Genomic DNA, 24,014 nt, shown 5'->3' with positions numbered 1-24,014 from the left:
AGAACATGAAAACTACCATAAAAAAAATATACATCCTTTTTGTTATAGGAATCTCCCTGCTGAGCAGTGCCTGTGATGATTATTTAGATAGAAAACCCTTATATGGGCCATCGGATGAAAGCTATTTTACCAATATGGATGAGCTCACCTTGGTGGTCAATGGCTTATATTCGGCCATCACTTATCATCCTACGGATGCCATGCCTTTGAATTTAACCTTAGATGAAGCCTCCGATATCGGCTGGGACAGAAACACTTCGGCCTTACAATCTGTAGGCCGTGGCGATCACGATAGCAATAATGCCTATATCCTGGAAATCTGGAAAAACTCCTTCAAAGTAATTGGCAAGTGCAATTTTATATTAGATAATGTCAATAAGCTAGATGGTAAAGTAGATGCCAACTTGTTAAAACGATACATTGCCGAAACACGCTTTATCAGGGCCTATACCTATGGCATTCTGGCCGATTACTTTGGCGGCGTGCCATTAATGACAAAGGGGCTTTCCTTGGCGGAGGCGCAACTCCCGCGGACTGGTAAAAAGGAAATCATTGATTTTGTGCTGGCGGAGTTAAAAACGGCAGCCGCCGATTTGCCGACAAGCTATGGCAAGGATGATCTTGGTCGCGCCACGAAAGGTGCAGCTCTCACCTTCAGAGCGCGAGCCGCCTTAAATGATAACCGTTGGGATGAGGCGAGTGCCTCTGCCAAAGAAGTAATGGATTTAAAAGTATATAGTTTGCATCCTAACTATGGCGAACTCTTTATGTACGCCGGGGAGAAATCACCGGAGATTATTTTCGCTTTCCAATACTTACGACTACAAAACACCAAAACCCACAGTACTACCCGGAACTTCCTATCGAGAAATGGACAAGGAACCTCCAATAAAATACCATCACAAGCGTTGGTGGACTCTTATACCTGTACGGATGGGTTAGAAATCGATAAATCCCCGCTCTATGATCCCAAAAAACCTTTTGCGAATCGCGACCCGCGCTTGGGCTTCACGGTCGCATTACCCGGATCGGAGTTTTTTGGATTCCAATTTGAAACCCATAAAGACAGTACCCAATGTTGGGATTACACCTATTCATCGGCTACCGCAAAACGCATTAAAAATGAAGATGCTGTGAATGCCTATGCCTCCTTCTCAGGCTATTGCTGGCGTAAGTATGTCGATTTTAAGGATAAAGATTTTACCCAGCAGTCGGAATTGAATATTACCCAGGCGCGTTACGCCGAAGTGCTCTTGATTTATGCGGAAGCAAAAATTGAAGCCAACCAAATCGATGCATCGGTATATGATGCCATCAATCAGGTGCGCCAGCGTCCAAGCGTGAATATGCCGGCCATTGCTACGGGCAAAAGCCAAACCCAGTTACGCGAAATTCTGCGTAAGGAACGCCTTTACGAGCTCGCGAATGAAGGCTTCCGCTTGGTGGACTTAAGACGCTGGGGTTTAGCAGAACGATTTATGAACGCCAATTTCTTGGGACGCATTCCTAAGGGCTTGCTCAGCAATGCACCGAAAATCGATGCCGATGGTTTTGTTGATTATAGCCAAGTAACGAATAAAAGCCAGATGCGTGTGATCGAAATTCGTAATTTTAATAAGGATCGGGTTAGTTTATGGCCTATTCCAAATATCGAGTTAGAGACAAACAAAGAATTAACACAAAATCCAGGTTATTAATAACCATTACCTAAAATCATTCCCATGAAGAGAATCTTTAAAGTTGCCTTATTTTGTTGTTTTAGCATTTCCCTGGTTTATGGCCAGCAGAAAGTGGAAGTCGATTTATGTATCTATGGCGCGAGCTCTGCCGGCGTTGTAGCGGCCTATACGGCTGCCAATGCAGGCAAAACAGTGCTACTTGTCGATCCTAATAACCATATCGGAGGTTTAAGCTCCGGTGGATTAGGTCAGACAGACATCGGCAATAAATTCGTCGTCACCGGATTAGCACTCGACTTCTACCGAAAAATCGGAAAACACTACCATACCTTCGAACAATGGATCTTCGAACCCAAAGTGGCCGAGCAGATCTTTAAAAACTACCTCGCCAAAACCAAGGTGCAATTATGGATGGAACAGCCCCTAACCAAGGTCAATAAGCAAGGCAATGCCATTACCAGCATTGAGGTCAATGGCAAGGAAGGCGCCAAGCAGGTGCTGGCCAAGGTATTTATGGATTGTACCTATGAGGGCGATCTTATGGCTGCCTCCCAGGTATCCTACCATGTAGGGCGTGAAGATAATTCCGTTTATCAGGAAACCATCAATGGGGTGCAGCTGCTTAATGGTCACCAAATGCCCAATGCTGTAGATCCTTATAAAATAAAAGGCGATCCTTCCAGCGGATTATTATGGGGCATTACCAATGAAAAGCTATTGCCCCAAGGAACGGGCGATAAGAAGGTGCAAGCTTATAATTACCGAATCACCTTAACCAATGTGCCGGAAAATAGAATTCCCATCAGCAAGCCCGATAATTACGATCCGCAGCGTTACGAGCTGTTAAAGCGGCAAAAGGAAATCCAACCTTGGAAAAGCATTCAGGATGTGTTTATATGGAGCTTGATGCCGAACGGAAAGACCGATATCAATAACCGCAATGGTTTCTCCACCGATATGATTGCCATGAACTGGGATTATCCGGAAGCCGATTGGAACCGACGCAAAGAAATTATTAAAGCCCATGAAGATTACACCAAAGGCTTATTATATTTTGTAGGTAATGATCCGGCCGTGCCGGAACATATACGCAGCGAGATCAAGCAATGGGGCTATCCTAAGGATGAGTATGTCCAAAATAACCATTGGTCGCCCCAGCTATACATTCGGGAAGCACGACGCATGGTGGGTGAAGTGGTGATGACCCAAAACCATTGTCAGGCACGGGAAGTCGTGTCCGATGATATTGGCTATGCAGCCTATACCATGGACTCCCACAATTGCGACCGTTTGGTGGTTGATGGCATGGTGAAGAACGAAGGCAATGTGGAAGTTGGTGGATTCTTACCTTTCCCGATTTCTTACCGTTCCATTACCCCGAAACGGCAGGAAGCCAATAACCTTTTGGTGCCAGTCTGCTTGTCATCGAGCCATATTGCTTTTGGATCTATCCGTATGGAACCTGTATTTATGGTGCTGGCGCAGTCTGCAGCGGTGGCCGCTTGTTTGGCAATCGATCAGAAACGCGATGTGCAAGATGTGGCCATTGCCGATATCAAACAGCAATTGGCGAAAAATCCGAAAGCCGATAATAGGGCGGCGGATGAATTGATCCATGTATCCAATAGCAAGCAGGTGAAGCTGAATGGCGTTTGGGAGGATGGGAAAGGAAGAGGCTTTGGTATGTCGTTCAAGGAAGCGAAGGCTGGCACCTTAGCCAGCGCGCGTTTCACCAGCAGCAAGCCCCTGAAACCGGGGAAATACAAGCTGTATACCTACTACCCTAAAAAGGAGGAAAGTTCCGGCACCCACCGCATTTTAATTTATAACGGCAAAGGCGTTTCCACCCGATTAATGGATTATTCCAAGGTAGAGATTAAAGGCCAAACCAGCAGTACCTGGGCCGAAGTGGGGGAAGTGGAAATCTTTAAAGGCAAACAAAATCCGTATGTAGAAATCACCAATCAAGATGCCAATGGCCTCGTTGCTGCCAATGCCGTCTTGTTTGTTCCGCAGTCTGATCAACCCGAATAGCTATGAAAAAACGATGGATATGTATGCTCCTCCTGTTTGGATTCTCTTATACCCTACAGGCGGAGACAAAACCAACCTATACGGCCGACCTGATTATCTATGGGGGTACCTCGGCCGCCATGACGGCAGCTGTAGAGGCCAGTCAAGTGGGGCTTGAGGTTATTGTTGTGTCGCCTGATAAGCATCTCGGTGGACTTTCCAGTGGAGGCTTGGGCTTTACCGATACGGGAAATAAAGCCGTAATCGGTGGCCTGGCACGGGAGTTCTACCATCAAATCTACCTGCATTATGATCAGCCTGCTGCTTGGACCTGGCAACAGAAATCTGAATACGGCAATAAGGGCCAAGGAACGCCAGCAGTAGATGGTACCAACCGCACCATGTGGATTTTTGAACCCCATGCGGCAGAGCAGGTTTTTGAAAACTGGATCAAGAAGTACCAGATTAAGCTCTTTCGCGAGGAGTGGCTAGATCGTTCCGCAGGTGCTGTCCTGAAAAATGGTACAGCCATTCAATCCTTCAAAACCCTATCTGGGAAAACCTTTCAAGGCAAGATGTTTATCGATGCAACCTATGAGGGCGACCTCATGGCGGCGGCAGGAGTTTCCTACCACGTCGGCCGGGAAGCCAATGCCAAATATCAGGAGAAATGGAATGGCGTGCAGGTAGGTGTGCTGCATCATGGCCATTGGTTTAAATCGAATATCGATCCTTATCGGGTTCCCGGCGATAAAAACTCCGGACTTCTCTTTGGGGTATCGGCGGAAGACCCCGGCCAGTATGGCCAGGAAGACGCCCGCTTGCAGGCCTATTGTTTTCGCTTATGCCTAACCGATAACCCCCAAAATAGAGTAGCCTTCCGCAAGCCTAAAAACTATAATCCCAAAGATTATGAACTGCTGGCCCGGGTGTATGACTCCGGATGGCGCGAAACCTTCGATAAGTTTGACCCCATCCCCAATAAAAAAACAGATACCAATAACCACGGCCCCTTCAGTATGGATTTCATCGGCATGAACTACGATTATCCCGAGGCCAGCTACGCGGAACGCAAAAAGATTATTAAAGCTCATCAGGACTACCAGCAAGGGCTTTTGTACTTCATGGCAAATGACCCTCGGATGCCTGCCGACGTGCGAACCGAAGTCGCTAAATGGGGCCTGGCGAAAGATGAGTTTAAAGACAATCAACATTGGCCGCACCAGCTCTATATTCGGGAAGCTAGGCGTATGGTGGGAGCTTATGTGATGACCGAACATGATACCTTTAGCGATAGGGAGGTGAACAATCCGATTGGCATGGGTTCTTATACCTTAGATTCTCATAATGTACAACGCTATGTGAAACCGGATGGTTATGTGCAGAATGAGGGTGATATCGGAGTGCATCCGAAGAAGCCTTATAAAATAGCCTACGGAGCCATTATTCCCAAGGCCAATGAATGTAGCAACCTCTTGGTACCCGTTTGTGTATCCAGCTCGCATATTGCCTTCGGATCCATTCGTATGGAGCCGGTCTTTATGATTCTAGGACAAAGTGCCGCCGCTGCTGCCAATTTGGCCATAAAAGAAAATACAAGCGTACAGCAAGTTGACTATAACAAACTAAAAGAAGACTTGCTGAAAAAGCAACAGGTTCTCGACCTATAAACCAATAAGTAAAGCTATCTACCAAGGGATCTTAAAAACAAAACAGATGCCTTGTTAGATAGCTTTCTTACTGTTAAAGGATATAAGGAAGACTAAAAAATACCAAAACAAGCAAAGCAACAGAACCAGTAAAGAAGGAAAAGGATTTAATGCGATGCATAAGGATTCCAATCGTTACTAGGAGGATGGATACTATGGCCCATATCGTAATTGGTAAAGCGGCAAATTCCCAAATAGCTCCGAAGATTGTCGATATTATGTTCTGAGGAAAAGAAAAGAGGATATAATAAGCTACTACGAAAATCGATAATATGCTATTTATTATTCCTAATGTTTGTATGGTTTTAGCGTTCATAATAGGTTTAAATAAGTTTATCTAAGGAATTTATAGCGAACCGTTCCTCCCAATTTCATGGCCTTATTCGTGCCAAATGTACCGAGTTCAAATTCCATGAGGTCTCCGTTTCTCAACGGCAGCTGATAGCCCATCCCTACAGCTTTGTACAAACTATAGATATCCCCACCTTTAAAGGTTGTGCCGTCATCCATCTTTGTTTTACCATACTCATAGGCCAGCCCCAAGGCTCCTCCCAAGTAGAAGGAGTTCAGGTAATATCTTGTTCCTAAGGCCACCGCGTATTGATTATGGATGAGCACACCGGCACCCGTTGTAGAAAAGTCAACAGACGATAAATTCTTTCGGGTCTGCTGATAACTAAGGCCTGCGATAAAACCAAACCTCTTAAAGGGTTTATATTCATACATCAGTTCAGCCCCATAAGCTATGCCTTCCAGTTTATGGTCATAGCCAAAAATAGCCCCTCCGCCAAGTCTATGTTTTTGCGGCAGGTCCATGGTCTGCCCCATGGATAAATTCACCGAAGCGATGAAGGACGGCAGAAAAAGGAGTGTAAATTTTTTCATGATGATCATAATTAAAATGAATGGATTTATTCGTTCTTTATGATCAAAAGTAATCCGATTTGCGTATAGAATTAAATAATTTAACCTTTTTAACAATCTGTTAGTCAAATAGTTAATATATGTTAAATTGTATTATCCTGAATTTAGACCTCCTGGCTTGGTTCTGTTTCAATCTGTTCCAATACGCGTTCTATCTGATAGCAATGCCGTTGAATATGGACGGCAATAAAACTCAGCCATTCAAAGCGGGTCAGGTAACCCAATTGCGGAAATTCCATCCCCTTACAAAGGGGCATCAAATCCTTATCCTTATGGCAAACGATTAAATTGGTTTTGCAGTCTAGCAAGCGTTGCAGCAGCTCTTCTTTATCATAATATTCCTGTTGGGGTAATAGCGATTGGTCCGCTTCATATTTCGCATCCAGGTCGAGGAAAATCTGCTCGATTACCGGAACACGCTCATCATAAGCACGGCTGGTGGCTTCGATGCTGCGGTCTGGGATGTCTGAACTGCAGATTAGAATATGATCCACAATTTGCCCCACACTCCAACTATGAGCGTCCGGTTTTTGTTGCAGTTCCACTTGACTTAAGGGCTTGATTAAGGCGATACAACGATCGAATGCATCGCTTAAGGATTTCGATATTTGTTGATTAATTTCCATGGCTGATCCTCCTGTATAAGGATAACCAAAATCCCGGCCAATTCGTTCATTAAGAAGATAATTTTTCTGCTTTACCGATTTTCCAGCCCGCGGCGCGCTTGGAACGTGCAAGACCGTAGCCCTTCTTCGACAAGAGCTCCGCTTCCTGTATCAGTTCTGCTACATAATTGGCGCGTTCCGACATCTCCTCAACCGGAAGTGACTGCCCTAATTTGGTCATTTGTATAGACAAACCTACTAATAGGGCATTGATGCGGTAGGCCAGTGTTTGGAAGTGAATAATATCTGTTTTATAATACCGTCCTCGAATGGGTTCTTTTTCCAATTGTTCCAAGGAATCATAGGACTGCGCTAAGGATGCCTGGGTGAATTTGCGCAGCAAGCGTAAATCGTAATAATTGATATTCGCACTGGCATAGCTTTCCTTAATTTTTTCGAGGTAGGATTTGAAATGCTGAATCAAGGAGTCTGTATTTTGTGCTACCGATCGGTAATGATTGATGGGAATGGCCAAGCAACCCAATACGGCAAAAATGGATCCCAAGAGCGTAAAGGCAAAGCGGCTGCCTAACAGGTCTTGAATACTGCCTTCATGTATTTTTTGGCCCAGTAAGATGGTGATGGTAATAAATATGACGCATACCAAGTAATCTGGTTTATTGAACAGCAGAAAAAGGTAGAGGCAAAGGGCGGCAATAGCAGCCAACCAGCAGATATTTTGAATACAAACCAATAAGATTAAGCTGATTGCAATGCCTATCAAGGAGCCAATAATACGCTGGTAATTTCTTTTCTGTGTGATGTTATAGCTTGGTCGTGCTACCAGAATAATCGTCAAGAGAATCCAAGAAGCGTATCGGTATTCCGGCAATAAGAAACCGATTAGGCCGCCCAGCATCAGTAAGAGTGCCATACGAACGGCGTAGGAAAAAATAGCCGACTTAAAGCTTAGGTTTTTAACGATGGTCTTCCAGTTATGCTGGGGTGCAGCAAAATTTGCAATGTCTTTATTCGCTACCCAGGTGTTATCTTCTAAAGCATGGGGAATATGGATGTTCTGCAGAATATTCGCCACCTGCCGCAGCTGATTTACAATAGAGATGGTCAATTCTTTTTTCTGCAGGTTTTCTGTAAGCGCCGTGGTTTCGAGCTCCTGCAAGAGACCTTCTAAGCGTTCGCGCTTTGCCGCATGGAAGCCTCGAGATCTTCCCTTAACGCGTAATCGGGCCGTCGCTTTGGAAAGTATCGCTAAAGATTCGCGAATTAAAATCAAAGTCTTACCACCTTTCAGGGTGTCACGGATATGCTCGTAGTCATTATCAATGGCCATCAGCAACTCATAAAGATCGACCAATTGGTACAATTTGGCCAACCAAATCTTGCTTGCCGGATGCTGATCTTCCAATAGACGTTTATCACGTAATAAGATCGATCGAACCGCCTCCAGTTGATCGCTCACCTTAATGTGTAGCGCACTTAGTTGACGATAGATTTGATGCAAGGGAACAGCTTCATTATAGCAATCTATTTTTAAGCGAATAAGTTTGGCCATCTGTTGTATGCCGCCTTCAACCGCAAAAGAAAGCGATCGATGCGGAAAAAGGTAGGCCTGTATTAAGCTGACCGCATAAAAGCAGGTGGCACCTGCAGTTAAGGCGAAGGTAAAAACAAAGGGGCCTGCCGGGCGTAAGCCAATCGTAAAACTGGCAACAATAAGTGCCAGGTTACCCACGATGTTGATGCGAAAACCTAGTAAAGCAATAATCGTATATAGAAATCCGAATATTCCCAAGAGCAATACAATCGTCCAGGATTCGTAATGGAGCGCCAGGGAAATTGAGAGTCCGGTTAAGAAGAATAGGGGAATCCCATATAACGCCGTTAACCGCTTATCTGCTTGGTTTCCCGGTACATCAGTCAATGCAGCCAGTAATGTGCCTACCGCAAAAGCAATGGCAATAGGTCCATCCCAGAAAAAGAATAGGAAAAGACCGGGGATAAGAATAGTCAAAATGTTCCGTAGGGCATCCCAACTGGATTCCGTTTTAAAAAAGCGAATAATACGTGGAAATAGAGCGGATTCCAATATGTTATAATGGCGTTAATGAACGAATGCCGCAAAAATACAAATAATCGTTGAATATTTAAAATTTCCTATGGGTATTATTACAGTGTCAAATATATAATTTTGTAAAACTGATATTTTTATAATTTTATTTCGCGAACCCCTGTTTTTTTAAGGGAGCGCTTTGGTTTTAAGGAAATCATGAAGCAATGGAATGATTTTTTTGAACCAAAACGTATAGGCTGAAGGGTTCACTTGAATATCTTGTTGAACGGCAGCGATGCTTACAGATTTAAGGGCGCTGACTTCCTCCGGATTTGGCTGCAGGATCGCTTGATTGTAGGTGCCGATAAATACATGGTCAAATTCATTTTCCCACAGGTTGTTGGCCAGCTCCTCCGCATAGGAGAGGGTGAACACTTCCTCTATAGACATTTGGATGCCTAATTCTTCGAAGGTACGTCGCTGGGCTGCTACTAGGGTGCTTTCGCCGGGGCGAGGGTGCCCGCAACAAGCATTCGTCCACAGCCCCGGGCTATGGTATTTTCCGGCAGCGCGTTGCTGTAGGATAAGATCGCCCTTTCCATCAAAAAGAAAAACGGAAAAGGCCCGGTGCTTAAGGTTTTTAACATGCGCTTCCAATTTTTCCATGCTCCCGATTGCTTGGTCGTTTTCATCTACTAAAATCACAAATTCTTGTGTGCTTAGTTCACGGAGGCGTTCAATAAATAAATCAATATGCTCCTCCGCTGTTGCCCAGGAGGTAACCAAGCGAACAACTGCTTCTTGTTCATTGCGCTGCTCCCAGATGTAAAAGCCAAAATCTTCCGCTAAGGCATGAATGAGGGAATAGGGTAGAATGGGGAAAAGCTGATTGCTGACCGGCGCAATGGCAAAGGAATACCTGCATTGCTGCAAGGCATCCGCCATTTTCTCGGCTAGGCGGTTGGCATGCCGCCCTAATTCCAGGAATAAATCACCTTCAAATAAGGCGTAAAATTGCGTGCCTAACAGTCGGCCTTTGGCCATTAAAGCACCGCGTTGTTTCAAGGCGTAGGAAAAGCCATCGGCTAAGTTAGGATCATTAAACACAATAGCTTCGCCCAGCAATCCACCATTCTTGGTGGCACCCAGGTAAAATACATCGCATAAGCTGCCCAAATCGGCTAAGGACACATCGCTTTGCCGCGCGGTTAAGGCTACAGCCATCCGCGCGCCATCGATAAATAACAACAGCTTTTGGGATTTGCAGTAGGTAGAAAGCGCCTGCAATTCAGCTTTGCTGTAGATGCTGCCCATTTCTGTTGATTGGGAGATATAAACCATGGCCGGTTTTACCATATGCTCGTCGGTATGCAGGGCAAGTACTTCGGCAATAGCCGGCACGGTCAGCTTGCCATCGCTAGGAGCAACCGTATTGATTTTATGCCCTGTATATTCAATCGCCCCCGTTTCATGCACATGAATATGGCCGCTGTCCGCCGCAATAACAGATTCATAAGGCTTCAGCAAATGGCTAATCACCAAAAGATTCGCCTGCGTGCCACCCGAAACAAAGTAAACAGCCGCCTCCGGCCGGTTCAGCTTCTGTTTAATAAATCCCTTAGCAGCCTCGCTGATGCTGTCATAGCCATAACCAGCTTCCTGCTGCAGGTTATGCTGAACCAATAATTCCAAAATACGGGGATGCGCCCCTTCGCTATAATCGTTTTTAAAACTAATCAGATCTTTCATGTACACAAAGATAGGAGTAGGCGGGTAATTTGTAGCAGAAAGGTTGGTTTTAGTGGTGGGGGGCATCGTATTATCATTGTCAAGTTTGTCATCAATTTGTCATCGCCCTGTCATGGTGAGCGGAGTCGAACCACGAACCACGAACGACTGGTACGTCAGTGCAATCTTTATCTAATAATTTTATTATTAGGTGTTTATGGAATTCTGTCAATAGTTTACATTACATTTTTTATGGATTGGCGTACCAGTCCTTCGACTCCGCTCAGGATGACAATACTTGCGACATCGTAGTACATGCGGGCCGCAGTATACTAGCATAGCGTACCAGTCGTTCGACTCCGCTCACGATGACAGAATCATGACAATGTGATGACAAAGTGATGGCAGCACGATGACACCACGAGTATACACTTCATCTATTGCTTTCCCCCTTTTCACTTCCCTTTCTCAGCCCTTTCTCACCCGTATCAATCCCCTTTGCAAAGGGCTGAACAAGGGCGTTCCAAAGCTTCAGTAAAACCTCATAAAAGTCACAAATCTAAAGCAGGCATAACTAAAAAGGGAGCTTCTTTCGAAACTCCCTTACCTATATAAAAGCTGGTTAGTCTTATTTTGCAAACATGCCGGCTAGGGCATCCAATATGCCGCCTTTGGCGTTTTTATCTTTGTCTTGGTTGAAGAAATCGCCTACAAGGTCGCCGAGCCCGCCGGAAGCACCGCCGGAAGCAGTATTTGTTGCGCCTCCACCTAGGATGCTGCCGAGCATTCCGCCTAATCCGCCGCCGGCATTTGATCCGCCGCCTAATACGCTACCGATTAAATCGCCAATACCGCCACTACTTTCCGTTCCGGCATTTTCTTGTTTTTTCTTACCGAGGTAGCCCATCACTAGGGGCGCCACTAAAGCAAGAATGCCGGCAATCTTTTTGACGTCTAAGCCAGTTTTCGCGGAGAGATTTTCTTTCACGTTGTCGGTATTACGACCGAACATATGGTTTACAATTTTATCTTCATCATCGGTAGGGCCTTGGGCGAATAGGCTGCTTAGGTTATCGAAGATGCTGCCATCGTGTTTGTTGGCTATAGCCTGCTGAATGCCATTGGCTTGCTCGGGGCTTTTGTTTGCATTGTAGTTTAACGCAGACATCATTAAGGGAACTGCTGCCGCCATAACATATTGCGCCTGGCTCTTTTCAACGCCCATTTTTTCAGCGATGCTATCGACAGCTTGCGAGCCGATATTGCCGGAAATTAAATCTGTAATATTCATGTTTTGGTTTATTTTGTTTTATTATTATAATTTTATAATTATTTACTCAAATATAAAGCCAAAATAGCAAACAATGATTATTCGTATTTCTAGCATATGTTTACTTGCGGGCTTGCTTTTTTCATGCGAGCCACAAAAAGAGAAAAACAAAACCGAAGTTCCTGAAGATGTACACCTTACAGCGAGTCTGGCCAAGGATATTTTTGCCCTGCCGAGGCATTGTCTGGAAGTGGAATACCCCAATAAAATGGGGCAGGTATTGGGTTCGGATGCCGATTTGAAAGGACCGAAGCAGTTGCGTCCCATTTTCTATGGCTGCTTTGATTGGCACTCTTCCGTGCACGGCTACTGGTCGATTATTAAATTAATGAAGCAATTTCCGGAATTGGATGCCAATGGAGAGGTTCGTGCATTTTTGAATGCCCATATTACGCCGGAAAACGTAGCGATTGAACAATCCTTTTTTGAAGATCCGAATAACAGCGATTTTGAGCGTACCTATGGTTGGGCTTGGTTGTTTAAGCTACAGGAAGAATTGCATACCTGGAATGATCCGGATGGAAAACGTTGGGAAGCCGCGTTAAATCCGCTGGTAAACCTGCTGATTGCTAAGTATAAAGAATACCTGCCGAAGCTGGTTTATCCGATTCGTGCGGGGCAGCATGATAACTCGGCCTTTGGTTTGTCCTTATCTTACGACTATGCACAGACGGTAGGGGATGATGCCTTTTTGAAAGCGATACAAGAGCATGGCCTCCGCCTGTTTAAGGATGATAAAAACTGCGACCTAGCTTACGAGCCTAGTGGATACGATTTCTTATCTCCCTGTTTTGAAGAGGCCTTCCTGATGAGTAAACTGATGGATGTGCCAGCTTATCAAGCATGGTTAAAAACATTTATGCCCGCCTTGTTTAATAAAGACTTTAGCCTAAGCCCCGCTATTGTTAAAGACCGTACGGATGGAAAGTTAGTCCATTTAGATGGCTTAAACTATAGCCGGGCAGCCTGTTTATACGGTATTGTGGCAAAAGTGCCAGAGCTTGAATCCTTGAAAACAATAGCCTTGGAGCACCTGGCTTTTTCCGTGCCGAACCTGAGTGCCCCAGACGATTATATGGGCTCCCATTGGTTAGGAACCTTCGCTTTGTATGCCTTAGCACATAAGGATCAACTCGAAAAAGGGAACTAGCAAACAGGGATCAGCTTGTTGGCTTCCAGTTTTACTACCACCTTTTGAATCAAGGTAATGCCGTCTTCTTTCGAAATAATAGCCGAGAGGTCGATGCCCCGTTTGGCCAGGGTGCTGAGCAGTGCGGAACGGAAAGCCGACTTGTTGCGGCCCCAGTTAGATTGCACGATGTCGTTGTTCAGCAGCACTAATTCATGCGTAGAGTAGTGGTGGAACTGTTCGACCAAATGTTGTTGTAAAGGTTTTGTGTGTGACATACAATTAAAAATTAAGTGGTTTAACCATAATTGCATTCAGACGGGAAATAAAACGGAATAAACGTTTATTTTGGTATGAAACCCGTATTAATTTACCACCGCGGTGCCTGCACTCGGTTGGTATTGCATTAGCAATTCTGAATACTCTACAAATCTAGTAGATTTAATTTTAATATTCAAAATTATTTTTAAAAAATACGGGAAGGTGGGGGCTGCGCCTTGTGTTACAGCTCCTTTCTTAACCGGGCAACAGGAATATTCATGGCTTCGCGGTATTTTGCTACGGTACGTCGAGCGATGGAATAGCCTTTTTCCTTTAATATTTCGGTTAATTTCTCATCGGCCAAAGGTTTCTTCTTGTCTTCATTGGCGATGCACTCTTCTAATATTTTCTTGACTTCTTTATTGGAAACCTCTTCGCCGGATTCCGTTTGGATAGCTTCCGAGAAGAAGGATTTAAGTAGGAAGGTGCCGAATTCCGTTTGCACATACTTGGAGTTTGCAACGCGGGAAACCGTTGAAATATCCATTTCGATCTTGTCAGCTATGTCCTTCAAGATCATCGGTTTAAGCATGCGGTCGTCGCCCGTTAGGAAATACTCATATTGGTATTCCATAATGGCATTCATGGTTTTCAATAAGGTTTGCTGGCGCTGTTTGATGGCGTCGATAAACCATTTTGCGGAGTCTAGTTTTTGCTTTACAAATTGAACCGCCTCACGCATTTTCTTATCGTTTTTCTCGGCCTTTTCGTAATGTTCAAACATCTCCTGATAGGAGCGCGATACCCTTAATTCCGGGGCGTTTCTACCGTTTAGGGTAAGATGCAGCACACCGTCGTTATTACTGATGTGGAAATCGGGAATAATATGCAATTGCTTGCCGGCTGCAGCACCGGAGTCGCCGGGTTTTGGGTTCAGTTTTAATATTTCATTGACAATATCGCGGAGCTCTTCGGAGTTGACACCCAATTGTTTCTCTATTTTGTCGTAATGTTTTTTGGTAAATTCTTCCAGGTAATTCTCAACCACCAGCATCGCTTTTTGGATCACGGGGTTTTCCTGGTCTTTTTTACGGAGCTGGATGGCTAAACATTCCTGTAAATTGCGGGCACCAATTCCGGCAGGGTCAAATTCTTGGATAATGCGCAGCATTTCTTCCACATCTTTTTCCTCCACCATCACGTTTTGGGAAAAGGCGAGGTCATCAATTAACGAGGGGATGGGTCTGCGTAGGTAACCGTCGTCGTCCAAACTGCCGATGATTTGTTGACCGATCAGGTAATCCTTATTGGACAGGGCGAGTAAGTCGAGTTGATTTTGGAGATTTTCGAAGAAGGAATCTTGGATGGCAATAGGCATTTCTTTCTTATTGTCATCATCATCAGAATCATAGCCACCGCCATAATCTTTATAGTCATCCTCTTGGATGTATTCATCTACGCTGAATTCCTCATCGTAGCTGCTTTCCTCCATGTTAAAATCATCATCCGGATCTTTATCCGGATATTCTTCAGCGGGTTCATTCATATTGGCCAAACTTCCGTCTTCTAAGGCGGGGTTTTCCTCCAATTCTTCTTTGATACGTGCATCTAAGGATACAGTGGGTACCTGCAGAAGTTTGATGAATTGAATTTGTTGAGGTGATAATTTTTGTAGTAATTTTTGCTGTAGCGTTTGTTTTAACATGTCCCCGAAAATAAATCAAGGTAAAAATAGCGAAATATATTGAATCACGCTTATACCCTAGGGGCTAATTTAAATTTTAGGTACAATTTTTGATAGGCTATTGCTTCATACACAAGTAGAAAAACAACGAAAAAACCGATGTGTTAAAATTCGTTAATTTTTAAACCCAAGTACTTTTTTGAGCGTTTTAGTGTAGTTTTTTCCAAAGTTTTGTCCATATTTACCGTATGTTTAAACGGGTTAGAAACAAATTTTTGCGTATCGCGCTGATAATTATCTATTTTGTTATTCTGTTCACATGTGCGGTGCAAATTAACTTCTTGGGATTGTTCGGATCGTCCCCCACCAAGAAGGAAATTCTTCTCCCCAGCTTAAACGTTTCTTCCGAACTTTTTACCGCCGATTCTGTCCTTATCGGACGTTATTATAAACAAGACCGCGACCCTGTTTCCTTTGATAGCATTTCCCCAAACATCATCAACGCTTTAGTGGCGACGGAGGATGTGCGTTTTTATAAACATCATGGGGTCGATTTTATTGGTTTATTTGGCGGTGTTGTTTCTACGGTTTCCGGGAGTGATAGGGGCGCAAGCACCATTACTCAGCAATTGGCGAAAAATCTATACCGCACACGCTATAAAGATTCACAGGGCTTTCTCGGTAAAATTCCAGGGCTTGGTTTATTGGTCACCAAGTATAAGGAGTGGATGACTGCTTTTAAACTGGAAAGTAAATACAGCAAGGAAGAGATTATCACCATGTACCTGAATACCGTTTCGTTTAGTAATAATGCCTATGGTATTAAATCGGCTTCGGTGCGTTATTTTGATAAATTACCTTCCGAAGTAACGGTGAATGAGGCCGCTGTGCTGATCGGAATGCTAAAGGGAACGACGCTTTATAACCCGATTCGGAACCCCAAGAATGCCTTACAACGCCGGAATGTGGTGTTGCGGCAAATGGAGAAGGAAGGTTTTTTAAAAACGGCTCAGGTTGAGCAGTTTGCGAAAGACTCCTTGAACCTGAACTTAAACAATCAGGAGGTGCGCAATTCCAACGATTCATACCTGCGGACGGCCGTAGAAAAGTGGTTGGAAAAATGGGCGGAGGAAAATGAGATAGATATTTACACCAGTGGGTTAAAAATATATACCACCATTGATTCGCGGATGCAGAAAATTGCGGAAGAATCGGTAGCGAGCAAGATGAAAGAATTGCAACGCCGATTGGACAATGTTTGGGGCAATGAAGAACCTTGGCGTGATAAGGAAGGAAATGTTATCCCGAACTTTTTAGAAGACCAGGCTAAGAAATTACCGGTATTTGCCTATCTAAAAGAAAAATTGCAGGATGAGGCGAAAGTCTTTGAAGAACTGAACAAGAAGAAGGATATGCAGGTATTTACCTGGGATGGGATGGAAGCCGTGAACTATTCGACGATGGATTCGTTGAAGCATTATATTGCAATGTTGAATACCGGCATGATGTCTATGGATCCTTATTCGGGGGAAATTAAAGTATGGGTGGGTGGTATTAATCATGACTACTATAAGTTTGACCATGTGAACCAAGCGAAGCGTCAGCCCGGATCCACCTTTAAGCCTTTTGCTTATGTGACGGCTTTGGAGGCAGGGAAGACCCCATGCGATAAATATACCGACAAGCCGGTGAAGATCGAGTTTGTAAACAATAAAGGCTTGGATGAAGTCTGGGAACCCAAGAATGCGGACTGGACCTTTTCTTATAGTGAATTGTCGCTAAGACATGCTTTAGCTCGTTCCTTAAATTCTGTGACGGCCCAGGTGACTCAAGATGTGGGATGGGAAAATGTGGTGAAAATGGCGCATACCTGTGGGATCGACAGTAAATTGGAGTCGGTGCCATCGGTAGGTTTGGGTTCGAATGAGGTTTCTGTTTTTGAGATGGTTCGTGCTTACAGCACCTTTATGAATGCTGGGAAGAAAACAGAGCCTATTTTGGTGAAACGAATTGAGGATAAAGACGGGCGTGTGCTTGCCGAGTTTAGTTCGGAGCAGAAGCAAGTAATCAGTCCGGAGAATGCCTGGCTGATGGGCTATATGTTACGTGGAACCATCGAGGAATCGGGTGGTACATCACAAGCGCTTTGGGAGTGGGATTTGTTTGGGGATGATAATGAAATTGGTGGTAAAACCGGTACCTCCTCTGATTATGTGGATGGCTGGTACATGGGGGTGACCAAAGATTTGGTAACGGGTGTTTGGGTAGGATGTGATGAGCAGAGTATTCACTTTAAGAGCTCGGCAACAGGGGAAGGGTCGAAAACAGCCTTACCAATTTTTGCGGTTTATATGGAGGAATTGTACAAACATCCGGAGTTAGGCGTCACGAAAGGGAAGTTTCCGGAGGCGACCGTAGAGATCAAGAAAACGTACAATTGTCCGGGGCCGCGTATACGCAGTACCAGGGATACCTCCGACACGGTGGAAGGATCGCAGGAGGTGGAAGTGCCTGCCTTGACCTTGCCACAGATTCTGCAAGAGTTGGAGTCGACCGAGGAAAACCCACAGGATTAATTATCTTTAAGCTGAAATATTTACTTTTATATACTAATTCTTAGTTTATGAAATTTAACCGATTACTCTTTACAAAGGGATTTTCTTTGCTGTTTTGTGGTTTGTTTATGCTATTAGCCTATCAACAAACGGCGCATGCCCAATATTTTGGGCAGAACAAAATGCGGTATAAGAAATTGGATTTCAAGGTGTATGAAACGCCACACTTTAACTTGTACTATTACTTGAAAAACGATTCGATGATGAATTGGTTGGCCAAGGAATCGGAAGTGTGGTACGAATTGCACCAGCAGGTGTTTCAAGATACCTTCTTTCGGAAGAACCCCATTATTTTTTACAATAACCATCCAGAGTTTCAACAAACGACGGCCATTTCTGGTGAGATAGGTGTTGGAACCGGCGGGGTGACGGAGGCCTTTAAGCAACGGGTAGTGATGCCGATTATGCAGATCAACCAGCAGACTCGGCACGTATTGGGTCACGAGATGGTCCATGCGTTCCAGTACCGCGTATTGATTGAGGGCGGCGATTCGACCCGTTTGGAGAACATCGCCAATTTACCATTATGGATGGTGGAAGGGATGGCGGAGTATTTTTCCATTGGGAAGAAAGACGCCTTTACGTCTATGTGGATGCGGGATGCCTATGCGCGAAATGACCTACCTTCCTTAAGACAGATGACTGAGCAGATGAACCGGTATTTCCCGTACCGCTATGGTCAGGCTTTCTGGTCGTACGTAGGTTCAACCTATGGTGACACCGTTATTATGCCTTTGTTTATTGAAACGGCGAAGTATGGCTATGAACAAGGGATCCGTCGGGTATTTGGATACGATGCACAAACCATGTCGACCTTATGGAAGAATAGCATGGAAAATACCTACCGGAATTCAGGCAAGGATACCAGCTCAAGACCGATCGGTCAGGCTTTATTAACCACGAAGAATGCGGGGCGAATGAATGTTTCGCCTGCCATTTCTCCGAATGGGAAATACGTGGCCTTTATGTCGGAACTGGATCTTTTCGGGATTGATTTGTTCTTAGCGGATGCCAATACGGGTGCTGTTATTCGAAAACTGGGGAGTCGACTGACCAATAAAGATATTGATGAATTTAGTTTTCTGGAATCTGCAGGAACCTTCTCGCCGGATAGTAGGAAGTTCGCCTTCTCTATTTTTAGTGAAGGGAAGAATAAGTTGATGATTGTGGATGTGGAGACGGGGAAAACCCTGTCGGTTGAGGCGATGGGCGACATATCGGAATTTACAAATATTACCTGGGCGCCGGATGGCGATCGGGTGGCCTTTTCAGGCTTAACAAACGGACACTCGGATATCTATATTTATAATTTGGCCAGCAAGGATTTATCGCAGCTGACCAATGATAAGTATTCCGATTTTCAGCCTAGCTTTTCGCGCGATGGTAAATACATCGTGTTCAGTACTGATCGTGTAGCCTTAAAATCAGACTCACGTTCGGTGGATATCCCGATGAACATTGCCTTTATTGATATCGCAACCAAGGAGATTCATAATTTGGATATTTTCCCGGGGGCTAATAACTTAAATCCGCATTATTCAGCGGATGGTAAGCAGATTTACTTCCTGTCGAATAGCGATGGGTACCGGAATATGTATCGTTTTTCCTTCGAGGATCAGCAAGTGGCACGCATGACGGATTTCTTTACAGGTATTTCCGGGATTACGGAGTATTCGCCGGCCATGAGTATTTCGGCGAATGATGATATTGTGTATTCCTACTTTAAAAACAACTCCTACAGTGTGTACCGTGCCAAGAGTACGGAGTTTGAGGCACAACCTGTAGATGCGGCCTTAGTTGATTTTGAGCCGGCGATGTTGCCGCCAAGCCAGAGTCGAGGGGTAAATGTGGTGAATACGAACTTGCGTAATTTCAATGCGTATTCCCGGATCAATGATTCGCAGATTAATAACATTGCTTATAAACCGAAGTTTAAATTAGATTACCTGGCCAATAGTGGCGTGGGTATGTCTGTAGGTTCCCGTTATGGTGCCGGTATTGCTTCCGGGGTACAAGGGATGTTTTCTGATATTTTGGGCTATAACCAAATTTTTGCAGCCCTGAACATCAATGGTGAGATTTATGACTTTGGTGGGCAGGTGGCCTACATCAATCAGCGTTCGCGTTGGAACTGGGGTGGATCCTTATCGCATATTCCTTATCGTTTTGGTTTTTACCAATTCGATACCCGGGATATCGGTGCGGGCCAGCCGGAATTGGTATTGGATCAATACCTGGTGCGTTCGTTCCAAACCCAAGCGGATATGTTTGTAGCCTATCCTTTTAATCGTCACCACCGCTTTGAAATGGGGGGTGCAGCTTCCTATAACTCTTACCGGGTAGATCGCTATTACCAAAGTTATTATTATGGCTACGGTGGTCGCGAAAAGGTAACGACAGAGGAAGCAAGTCAACTATTAGGCGCACGCTTAGATCCGTTCAACTTATTTCAGGCGAATGCCGGTTTTGTTGGGGATAATGCCGTTTTCGGGATTGCAGCACCTTTGCAGGGCTATCGTTATCGCGTTAGTGCCGAGCAGTATTTCGGGACTTTCCAATTTACCGCCTTTAATGTGGATGTGCGCAAATACCACCGGATGAAGCCGGTGACCTTGGCGGCCCGTTTGTATTCCTACATGCGTGTTGGAAGTGGGGCAGACCAATTGTATAATATATACATTGGCTATCCATACTTGATTCGCGGTTTTGAAGATAACAGCTTTGGGCCGAACAGCAAGATTAGTTTTAACGACCTTTCAGGTTCTAAAATGGTGGTTGGTAATTTAGAGTTACGCTTGCCATTTACAGGGCCAGAGAAATTAGCGGTTATTCCTTCGGGCATGTTGTTTACCGATCTGAACTTCTTTATTGATGGCGGTTTGGCTTGGCGAAATGGCAATACCATTAAATGGAATAAAACAGACGAAGATAAAATTACCCAAACGATCAATGGGGAAGATTATGTGACTTATGACCCGAATGTGCGGATGCCGGTTTTCAGTGCCGGGGTGTCGTTGCGGGTGAATTTATTTGGGGCTATGATATTAGAACCTTACTATGCGATTCAGTTGAATAACCCATCGCGTACGAAATTCGGAACCTTCGGATTAAACTTTGCACCAGGATGGTAGTCCAATGTATTGATTAGTAGGGAAGGATTAGTGCAGGGTAAGGTTGTTAAGGCCGTTGTTTAGCCATTAGGCATAAACAACGGCTTTTTTTGTGGGCTTAAGCATAGGCAATGACGGGCATAAGCTTAGCCAATTAGGGTTGCTTTTGCGGATCAGGCGCTCACGCACCATGCGTCCTAATCCACTAAGTTCTTGAAGACGGCGATTTGCTTCTAATTCGCTGTTAAAGCTTTCGATATAGACGATACGATTTAAAACCGCTTGCGGAAATAAAGCACATGCTTGGCCTTCTTGCAACTCTTGTTGCAGGCTCATTAAATTCTGTGTGATGCCGGGTTGAAGGAATCTTCTGTTGGCGTCGGTACGGATGTATAGATGGTATAACTGCATTTTTATCCTTGTTTTAGCTAAAATATTTGGTTAATTAAATCTATTTTACTAATTTTATTGGCACAATATTACTAATAATATTAGTATTTCAAAAATAATTTTAAAAAATAATTTATGTCCAACATTGCATCAAATCTGAAATACCTACGAAAGAAAAAGGGGCTTACGCAACAGCAGTTTGCTGATACCATGGAGATTAAGCGAGCTTCTGTAGGGGCTTATGAAGAGGATAGGGCAGAACCTAAATACGAGTTGCTAAGAAAAATAGCAGAGTTCTATGAGCTTTCGATGGATGAGTTAGCGAATGATCAGATTGATGAGAAATGGAAGCCCACGCCGAAAAGCAATGCTTCTAACTTAAGAGTGTTGAGCGTAACGGTGGATACGGACGATCGGGAGAATATCGAACTGGTGCCTGTGAAAGCTAGTGCGGGCTATTTAAATGGCTATGGAGATCCGGAATATGTGAAGGAACTGCCTCGCTTTTCTTTACCGATGTTTAAGCAGGGCACTTACCGTGCTTTTGAGATTAAAGGGGACTCCATGTTGCCTTTGCCTTCGGGTTCCACCATTATTGCAGAATATGTAGAAAATTGGCATGATATCAAATCGGGACAGACCTATGTGGTGGTTTCAGCGAATGATGGTATTGTATATAAGCGAATCGGCCAGAAATATAAAGAAGATAAGGGGTTGAAATTAGTATCAGACAATAAAACCTATGAAGCCTATTGGGTGGAAGCATCCGATATTTTGGAGGTGTGGAAAGCTAAGGCCTTTATAAGTACGGAGCTGCCGGAGCCAAATCCTGAGCCTACCTTGGAGGCTTTATCTTCGATGATGGCGCAGATGCAAAAAACCATTAATGCGGTTGTAGATAAGAATTAAGCCTGTTAAAATGAATACGTTCATTATTATTTGTTTGTCATTTTAAAAATTATTGTGTACCTTTGTACTATCTGAAAGGAAGGGGGCATGGTATGCCCCCTTTTTTAATTCATTTATTAAATATGCAGGTTGAAGAGCGCGTAAAAGAACTGGTTTTAGAGAAGATCGCCGATCGGGAAGATCTCTTTATTGTAAGTATCCGTTTTTTGAAAAATGGAGTGTTGGAAATTCTCTTAGATGGTGATCAAGGGATTGCGATTGAAGATTGTGTGCAGGTGAGCCGTCATGTAGGCTATCACTTGGAAGAGGAGAACGCCATTGAGCAAGCCTATCGTTTAGAGGTTTCCTCGCCAGGGATTGACTCCCCTTTACAGCTGACCCGTCAGTATGCAAAGAATATCGGGCGGAACGTGCAGGTGAAAATGTTGGATGGCAGCAAGAAAGAAGGGAAATTGTTGGAAGCCAGCGACAGCAGCATCAACCTGGAAGAAGTAGTAAAAGAAAAAGGAAAGAAGGCGCAAAGCATCGCGCTGGAGATTCCCTATGAACAAATAAAAGAAACAAAGGTGTTAATTTCATTTAAATAGAAATGAGTAGTAATATTAACTTGATAGACTCCTTCCAGGAGTTTAAGGACTTCAAAAATATCGACCGTCCGACCGTTATTACTGTATTAGAAGAGGTGTTTCGCAGCATGATCCGTAAGCGTTTTGGTACTGATGAGAACGTGGACGTGATTGTGAACCCAGATAATGGTGACTTGGAAATCTGGCGTACGCGAGTGGTGATGGAAGATGGTTTTTCTGAAGATGATGATCTGGAGATTGAATTAGCGGAAGCGCATAAATACGATGCAGACTTAGAGGTAGGTGACGATTATATCGAGCAGATTACCTTAGAAAGCTTTGGGCGTCGTGCTATTCTTGCAGCTCGTCAGACCTTAGTTTCAAAAATCTTAGAATTGGAGAAAGACGAAGTCTTCAAGAAATATAAAGACCGTGAAGGGGAATTAGTGATTGGTGAGGTGTACCAGATTTGGAAGAAAGAAATCTTGGTATTGGATGAAGATGGTAACGAGCTTATTCTTCCTAAAACGGAGCAGATTCCTGCCGACTACTTTAAAAAAGGCGACAGCATTCGTGCGGTTGTTCACAAAGTAGATATGATGAACAACAACCCGAAGATTATCATTTCGCGTACCGCACCTGAATTCTTGCAACGTTTGTTTGAGCTTGAAGTTCCGGAGATTTTCGATGGTTTGATTACCATTAAGAAAATTGTGCGTGAACCGGGCGAGCGTGCGAAAGTGGCGGTTGAATCGTATGACGATCGGATTGATCCGGTTGGTGCCTGTGTGGGTATGAAAGGTTCCCGTATTCATGGTATTGTTCGTGAATTGCGCAATGAGAACATTGACGTGATTAACTTTACAACGAACAATTCCTTATATATTACGCGTGCATTAAGCCCTGCGCGTATTACCTCCATCAAATTAGATGATGAACATAAAACGGCAGCGGTTTATTTGAAACCAGACCAAGTGTCCTTAGCGATTGGTCGTGGTGGTCATAATATTAAGTTGGCTGGTAAATTGACCGGCTATGAGATCGATGTTTACCGTGAAACAGATGAAGAAGAGGAGGATGTGGATATCGAAGAATTCGCAGACGAAATCGATAGCTGGATTATCGACGAGTTCAAGCGTGTTGGTTTAGATACGGCCAAGTCTGTTTTAACGCTATCGGAAGAGGAATTAGTGCGTCGTACAGATTTGGAAGAAGACACCATCCGTGAGATCGTTCGTATCCTGCAAGCTGAATTTGAATAGGGGGTTCAGCGCAAGCCTTGCTTGCTTAA

General features: G+C 44.3%; 17 protein-coding genes and 1 riboswitch. Of the genes, 9 read left to right on the top strand and 8 right to left on the bottom strand.

Translation table 11 applies throughout. The features are described from left to right. The first annotated feature begins 5 nt into the window (after positions 1 to 5). From GQF63_RS00520 to GQF63_RS00510, 3 genes are read left to right on the top strand one after another with little or no spacing between them, the layout of a single operon-like run. Positions 6 to 1,697, top strand: coding sequence for a RagB/SusD family nutrient uptake outer membrane protein (locus GQF63_RS00520; protein WP_160367146.1), 1,692 nt, complete (start codon positions 6 to 8; stop codon positions 1,695 to 1,697). Positions 1,698 to 1,721: 24 nt separating this feature from the next. Continuing rightward, the gene (locus tag GQF63_RS00515) at positions 1,722 to 3,713 is read left to right on the top strand and encodes an FAD-dependent oxidoreductase (RefSeq protein ID WP_160367145.1); all 1,992 of its coding nucleotides are present in this window, start codon (positions 1,722 to 1,724) and stop codon (positions 3,711 to 3,713) included. A gap of 2 nt (positions 3,714 to 3,715) precedes the next feature. Continuing rightward, on the top strand, positions 3,716 to 5,362 hold the full coding sequence (locus tag GQF63_RS00510; protein ID WP_160367144.1) for an FAD-dependent oxidoreductase: 1,647 nt from the start codon (positions 3,716 to 3,718) through the stop codon (positions 5,360 to 5,362). A 372-nt stretch (positions 5,363 to 5,734) separates the two neighbouring features. Here the strand turns inward: GQF63_RS00510 and GQF63_RS00505 are convergent, their stop codons facing one another. From GQF63_RS00505 to GQF63_RS00485, 5 genes are all read right to left on the bottom strand, one after another. Then, positions 5,735 to 6,286: a hypothetical protein gene (locus GQF63_RS00505; protein WP_160367143.1), complete on the bottom strand. Its 552-nt coding sequence runs from the start codon at positions 6,284 to 6,286 to the stop codon at positions 5,735 to 5,737. Positions 6,287 to 6,429: 143 nt separating this feature from the next. Continuing rightward, a complete protein-coding gene (locus tag GQF63_RS00500; RefSeq protein WP_160367142.1) occupies positions 6,430 to 6,951 on the bottom strand; it encodes a DinB family protein in 522 nt (173 codons plus the stop codon). A 49-nt stretch (positions 6,952 to 7,000) separates the two neighbouring features. After that, complete coding sequence (locus tag GQF63_RS00495) at positions 7,001 to 9,037, bottom strand: FUSC family protein (protein WP_212592415.1); 2,037 nt, start codon at positions 9,035 to 9,037, stop codon at positions 7,001 to 7,003. Between the two features lie 150 nt (positions 9,038 to 9,187). Beyond that, entirely contained in the window at positions 9,188 to 10,750 is a 1,563-nt protein-coding gene (gene idi / locus GQF63_RS00490) for an isopentenyl-diphosphate Delta-isomerase (RefSeq protein ID WP_246163178.1), read from the bottom strand. Positions 10,751 to 11,357: 607 nt separating this feature from the next. Then, positions 11,358 to 12,020, bottom strand: a complete 663-nt coding sequence (locus GQF63_RS00485; RefSeq protein ID WP_160367140.1) for a DUF937 domain-containing protein — start codon at positions 12,018 to 12,020, stop codon at positions 11,358 to 11,360. A gap of 73 nt (positions 12,021 to 12,093) precedes the next feature. On the opposite strand from GQF63_RS00485, the gene GQF63_RS00480 reads away from it, so the two are divergent. Then, the gene (locus GQF63_RS00480; RefSeq protein ID WP_160367139.1) at positions 12,094 to 13,209 is read left to right on the top strand and encodes a DUF2891 domain-containing protein; all 1,116 of its coding nucleotides are present in this window, start codon (positions 12,094 to 12,096) and stop codon (positions 13,207 to 13,209) included. Here GQF63_RS00480 and GQF63_RS00475 read toward each other — a convergent pair. Beyond that, positions 13,206 to 13,466, bottom strand: a complete 261-nt coding sequence (locus GQF63_RS00475; RefSeq protein ID WP_160367138.1) for a 5-oxoprolinase — start codon at positions 13,464 to 13,466, stop codon at positions 13,206 to 13,208. The two genes, GQF63_RS00480 and GQF63_RS00475, sit on opposite strands and share 4 nt — an antisense overlap. A gap of 56 nt (positions 13,467 to 13,522) precedes the next feature. Beyond that, a riboswitch (SAM-I-IV-variant riboswitch) is annotated at positions 13,523 to 13,616 on the bottom strand. Positions 13,617 to 13,690: 74 nt separating this feature from the next. Further along, entirely contained in the window at positions 13,691 to 15,154 is a 1,464-nt protein-coding gene (rpoN, locus tag GQF63_RS00470) for an RNA polymerase factor sigma-54 (RefSeq protein ID WP_160367137.1), read from the bottom strand. Between the two features lie 305 nt (positions 15,155 to 15,459). On the opposite strand from rpoN, the gene GQF63_RS00465 reads away from it, so the two are divergent. Together GQF63_RS00465 and GQF63_RS00460 are read left to right on the top strand one after the other, a co-directional pair. Then, a complete protein-coding gene (locus GQF63_RS00465) occupies positions 15,460 to 17,709 on the top strand; it encodes a transglycosylase domain-containing protein (protein ID WP_343031023.1) in 2,250 nt (749 codons plus the stop codon). A gap of 47 nt (positions 17,710 to 17,756) precedes the next feature. Then, a complete protein-coding gene (locus GQF63_RS00460) occupies positions 17,757 to 20,879 on the top strand; it encodes a DPP IV N-terminal domain-containing protein (protein ID WP_246163176.1) in 3,123 nt (1,040 codons plus the stop codon). A 66-nt stretch (positions 20,880 to 20,945) separates the two neighbouring features. Here GQF63_RS00460 and GQF63_RS00455 read toward each other — a convergent pair whose 3' ends face one another. Next, positions 20,946 to 21,269 carry a GIY-YIG nuclease family protein gene (locus GQF63_RS00455; protein WP_160367135.1) on the bottom strand — a complete coding sequence of 108 codons (324 nt, stop codon included), beginning with the start codon at positions 21,267 to 21,269 and terminating at the stop codon, positions 20,946 to 20,948. A gap of 114 nt (positions 21,270 to 21,383) precedes the next feature. On the opposite strand from GQF63_RS00455, the gene GQF63_RS00450 reads away from it, so the two are divergent. The 3 genes from GQF63_RS00450 to nusA all read left to right on the top strand — a co-directional run bounded on the left by GQF63_RS00450 (position 21,384) and on the right by nusA (position 23,985). Continuing rightward, positions 21,384 to 22,157, top strand: coding sequence for an XRE family transcriptional regulator (locus GQF63_RS00450; protein ID WP_160367134.1), 774 nt, complete (start codon positions 21,384 to 21,386; stop codon positions 22,155 to 22,157). A 122-nt stretch (positions 22,158 to 22,279) separates the two neighbouring features. Further along, positions 22,280 to 22,744: a ribosome assembly cofactor RimP gene (gene rimP / locus GQF63_RS00445; protein WP_160367133.1), complete on the top strand. Its 465-nt coding sequence runs from the start codon at positions 22,280 to 22,282 to the stop codon at positions 22,742 to 22,744. 2 nt (positions 22,745 to 22,746) lie between these two features. Continuing rightward, positions 22,747 to 23,985, top strand: a complete 1,239-nt coding sequence (gene nusA, locus GQF63_RS00440) for a transcription termination factor NusA (RefSeq protein WP_160367132.1) — start codon at positions 22,747 to 22,749, stop codon at positions 23,983 to 23,985. Positions 23,986 to 24,014 lie beyond the last annotated feature (29 nt).

The sequence above is a fragment of the Sphingobacterium humi genome, from assembly GCF_009768885.1.
GTDB lineage: Bacteria > Bacteroidota > Bacteroidia > Sphingobacteriales > Sphingobacteriaceae > Sphingobacterium > Sphingobacterium humi.
This window is presented reverse-complemented; position numbering and strand designations above follow the sequence as displayed.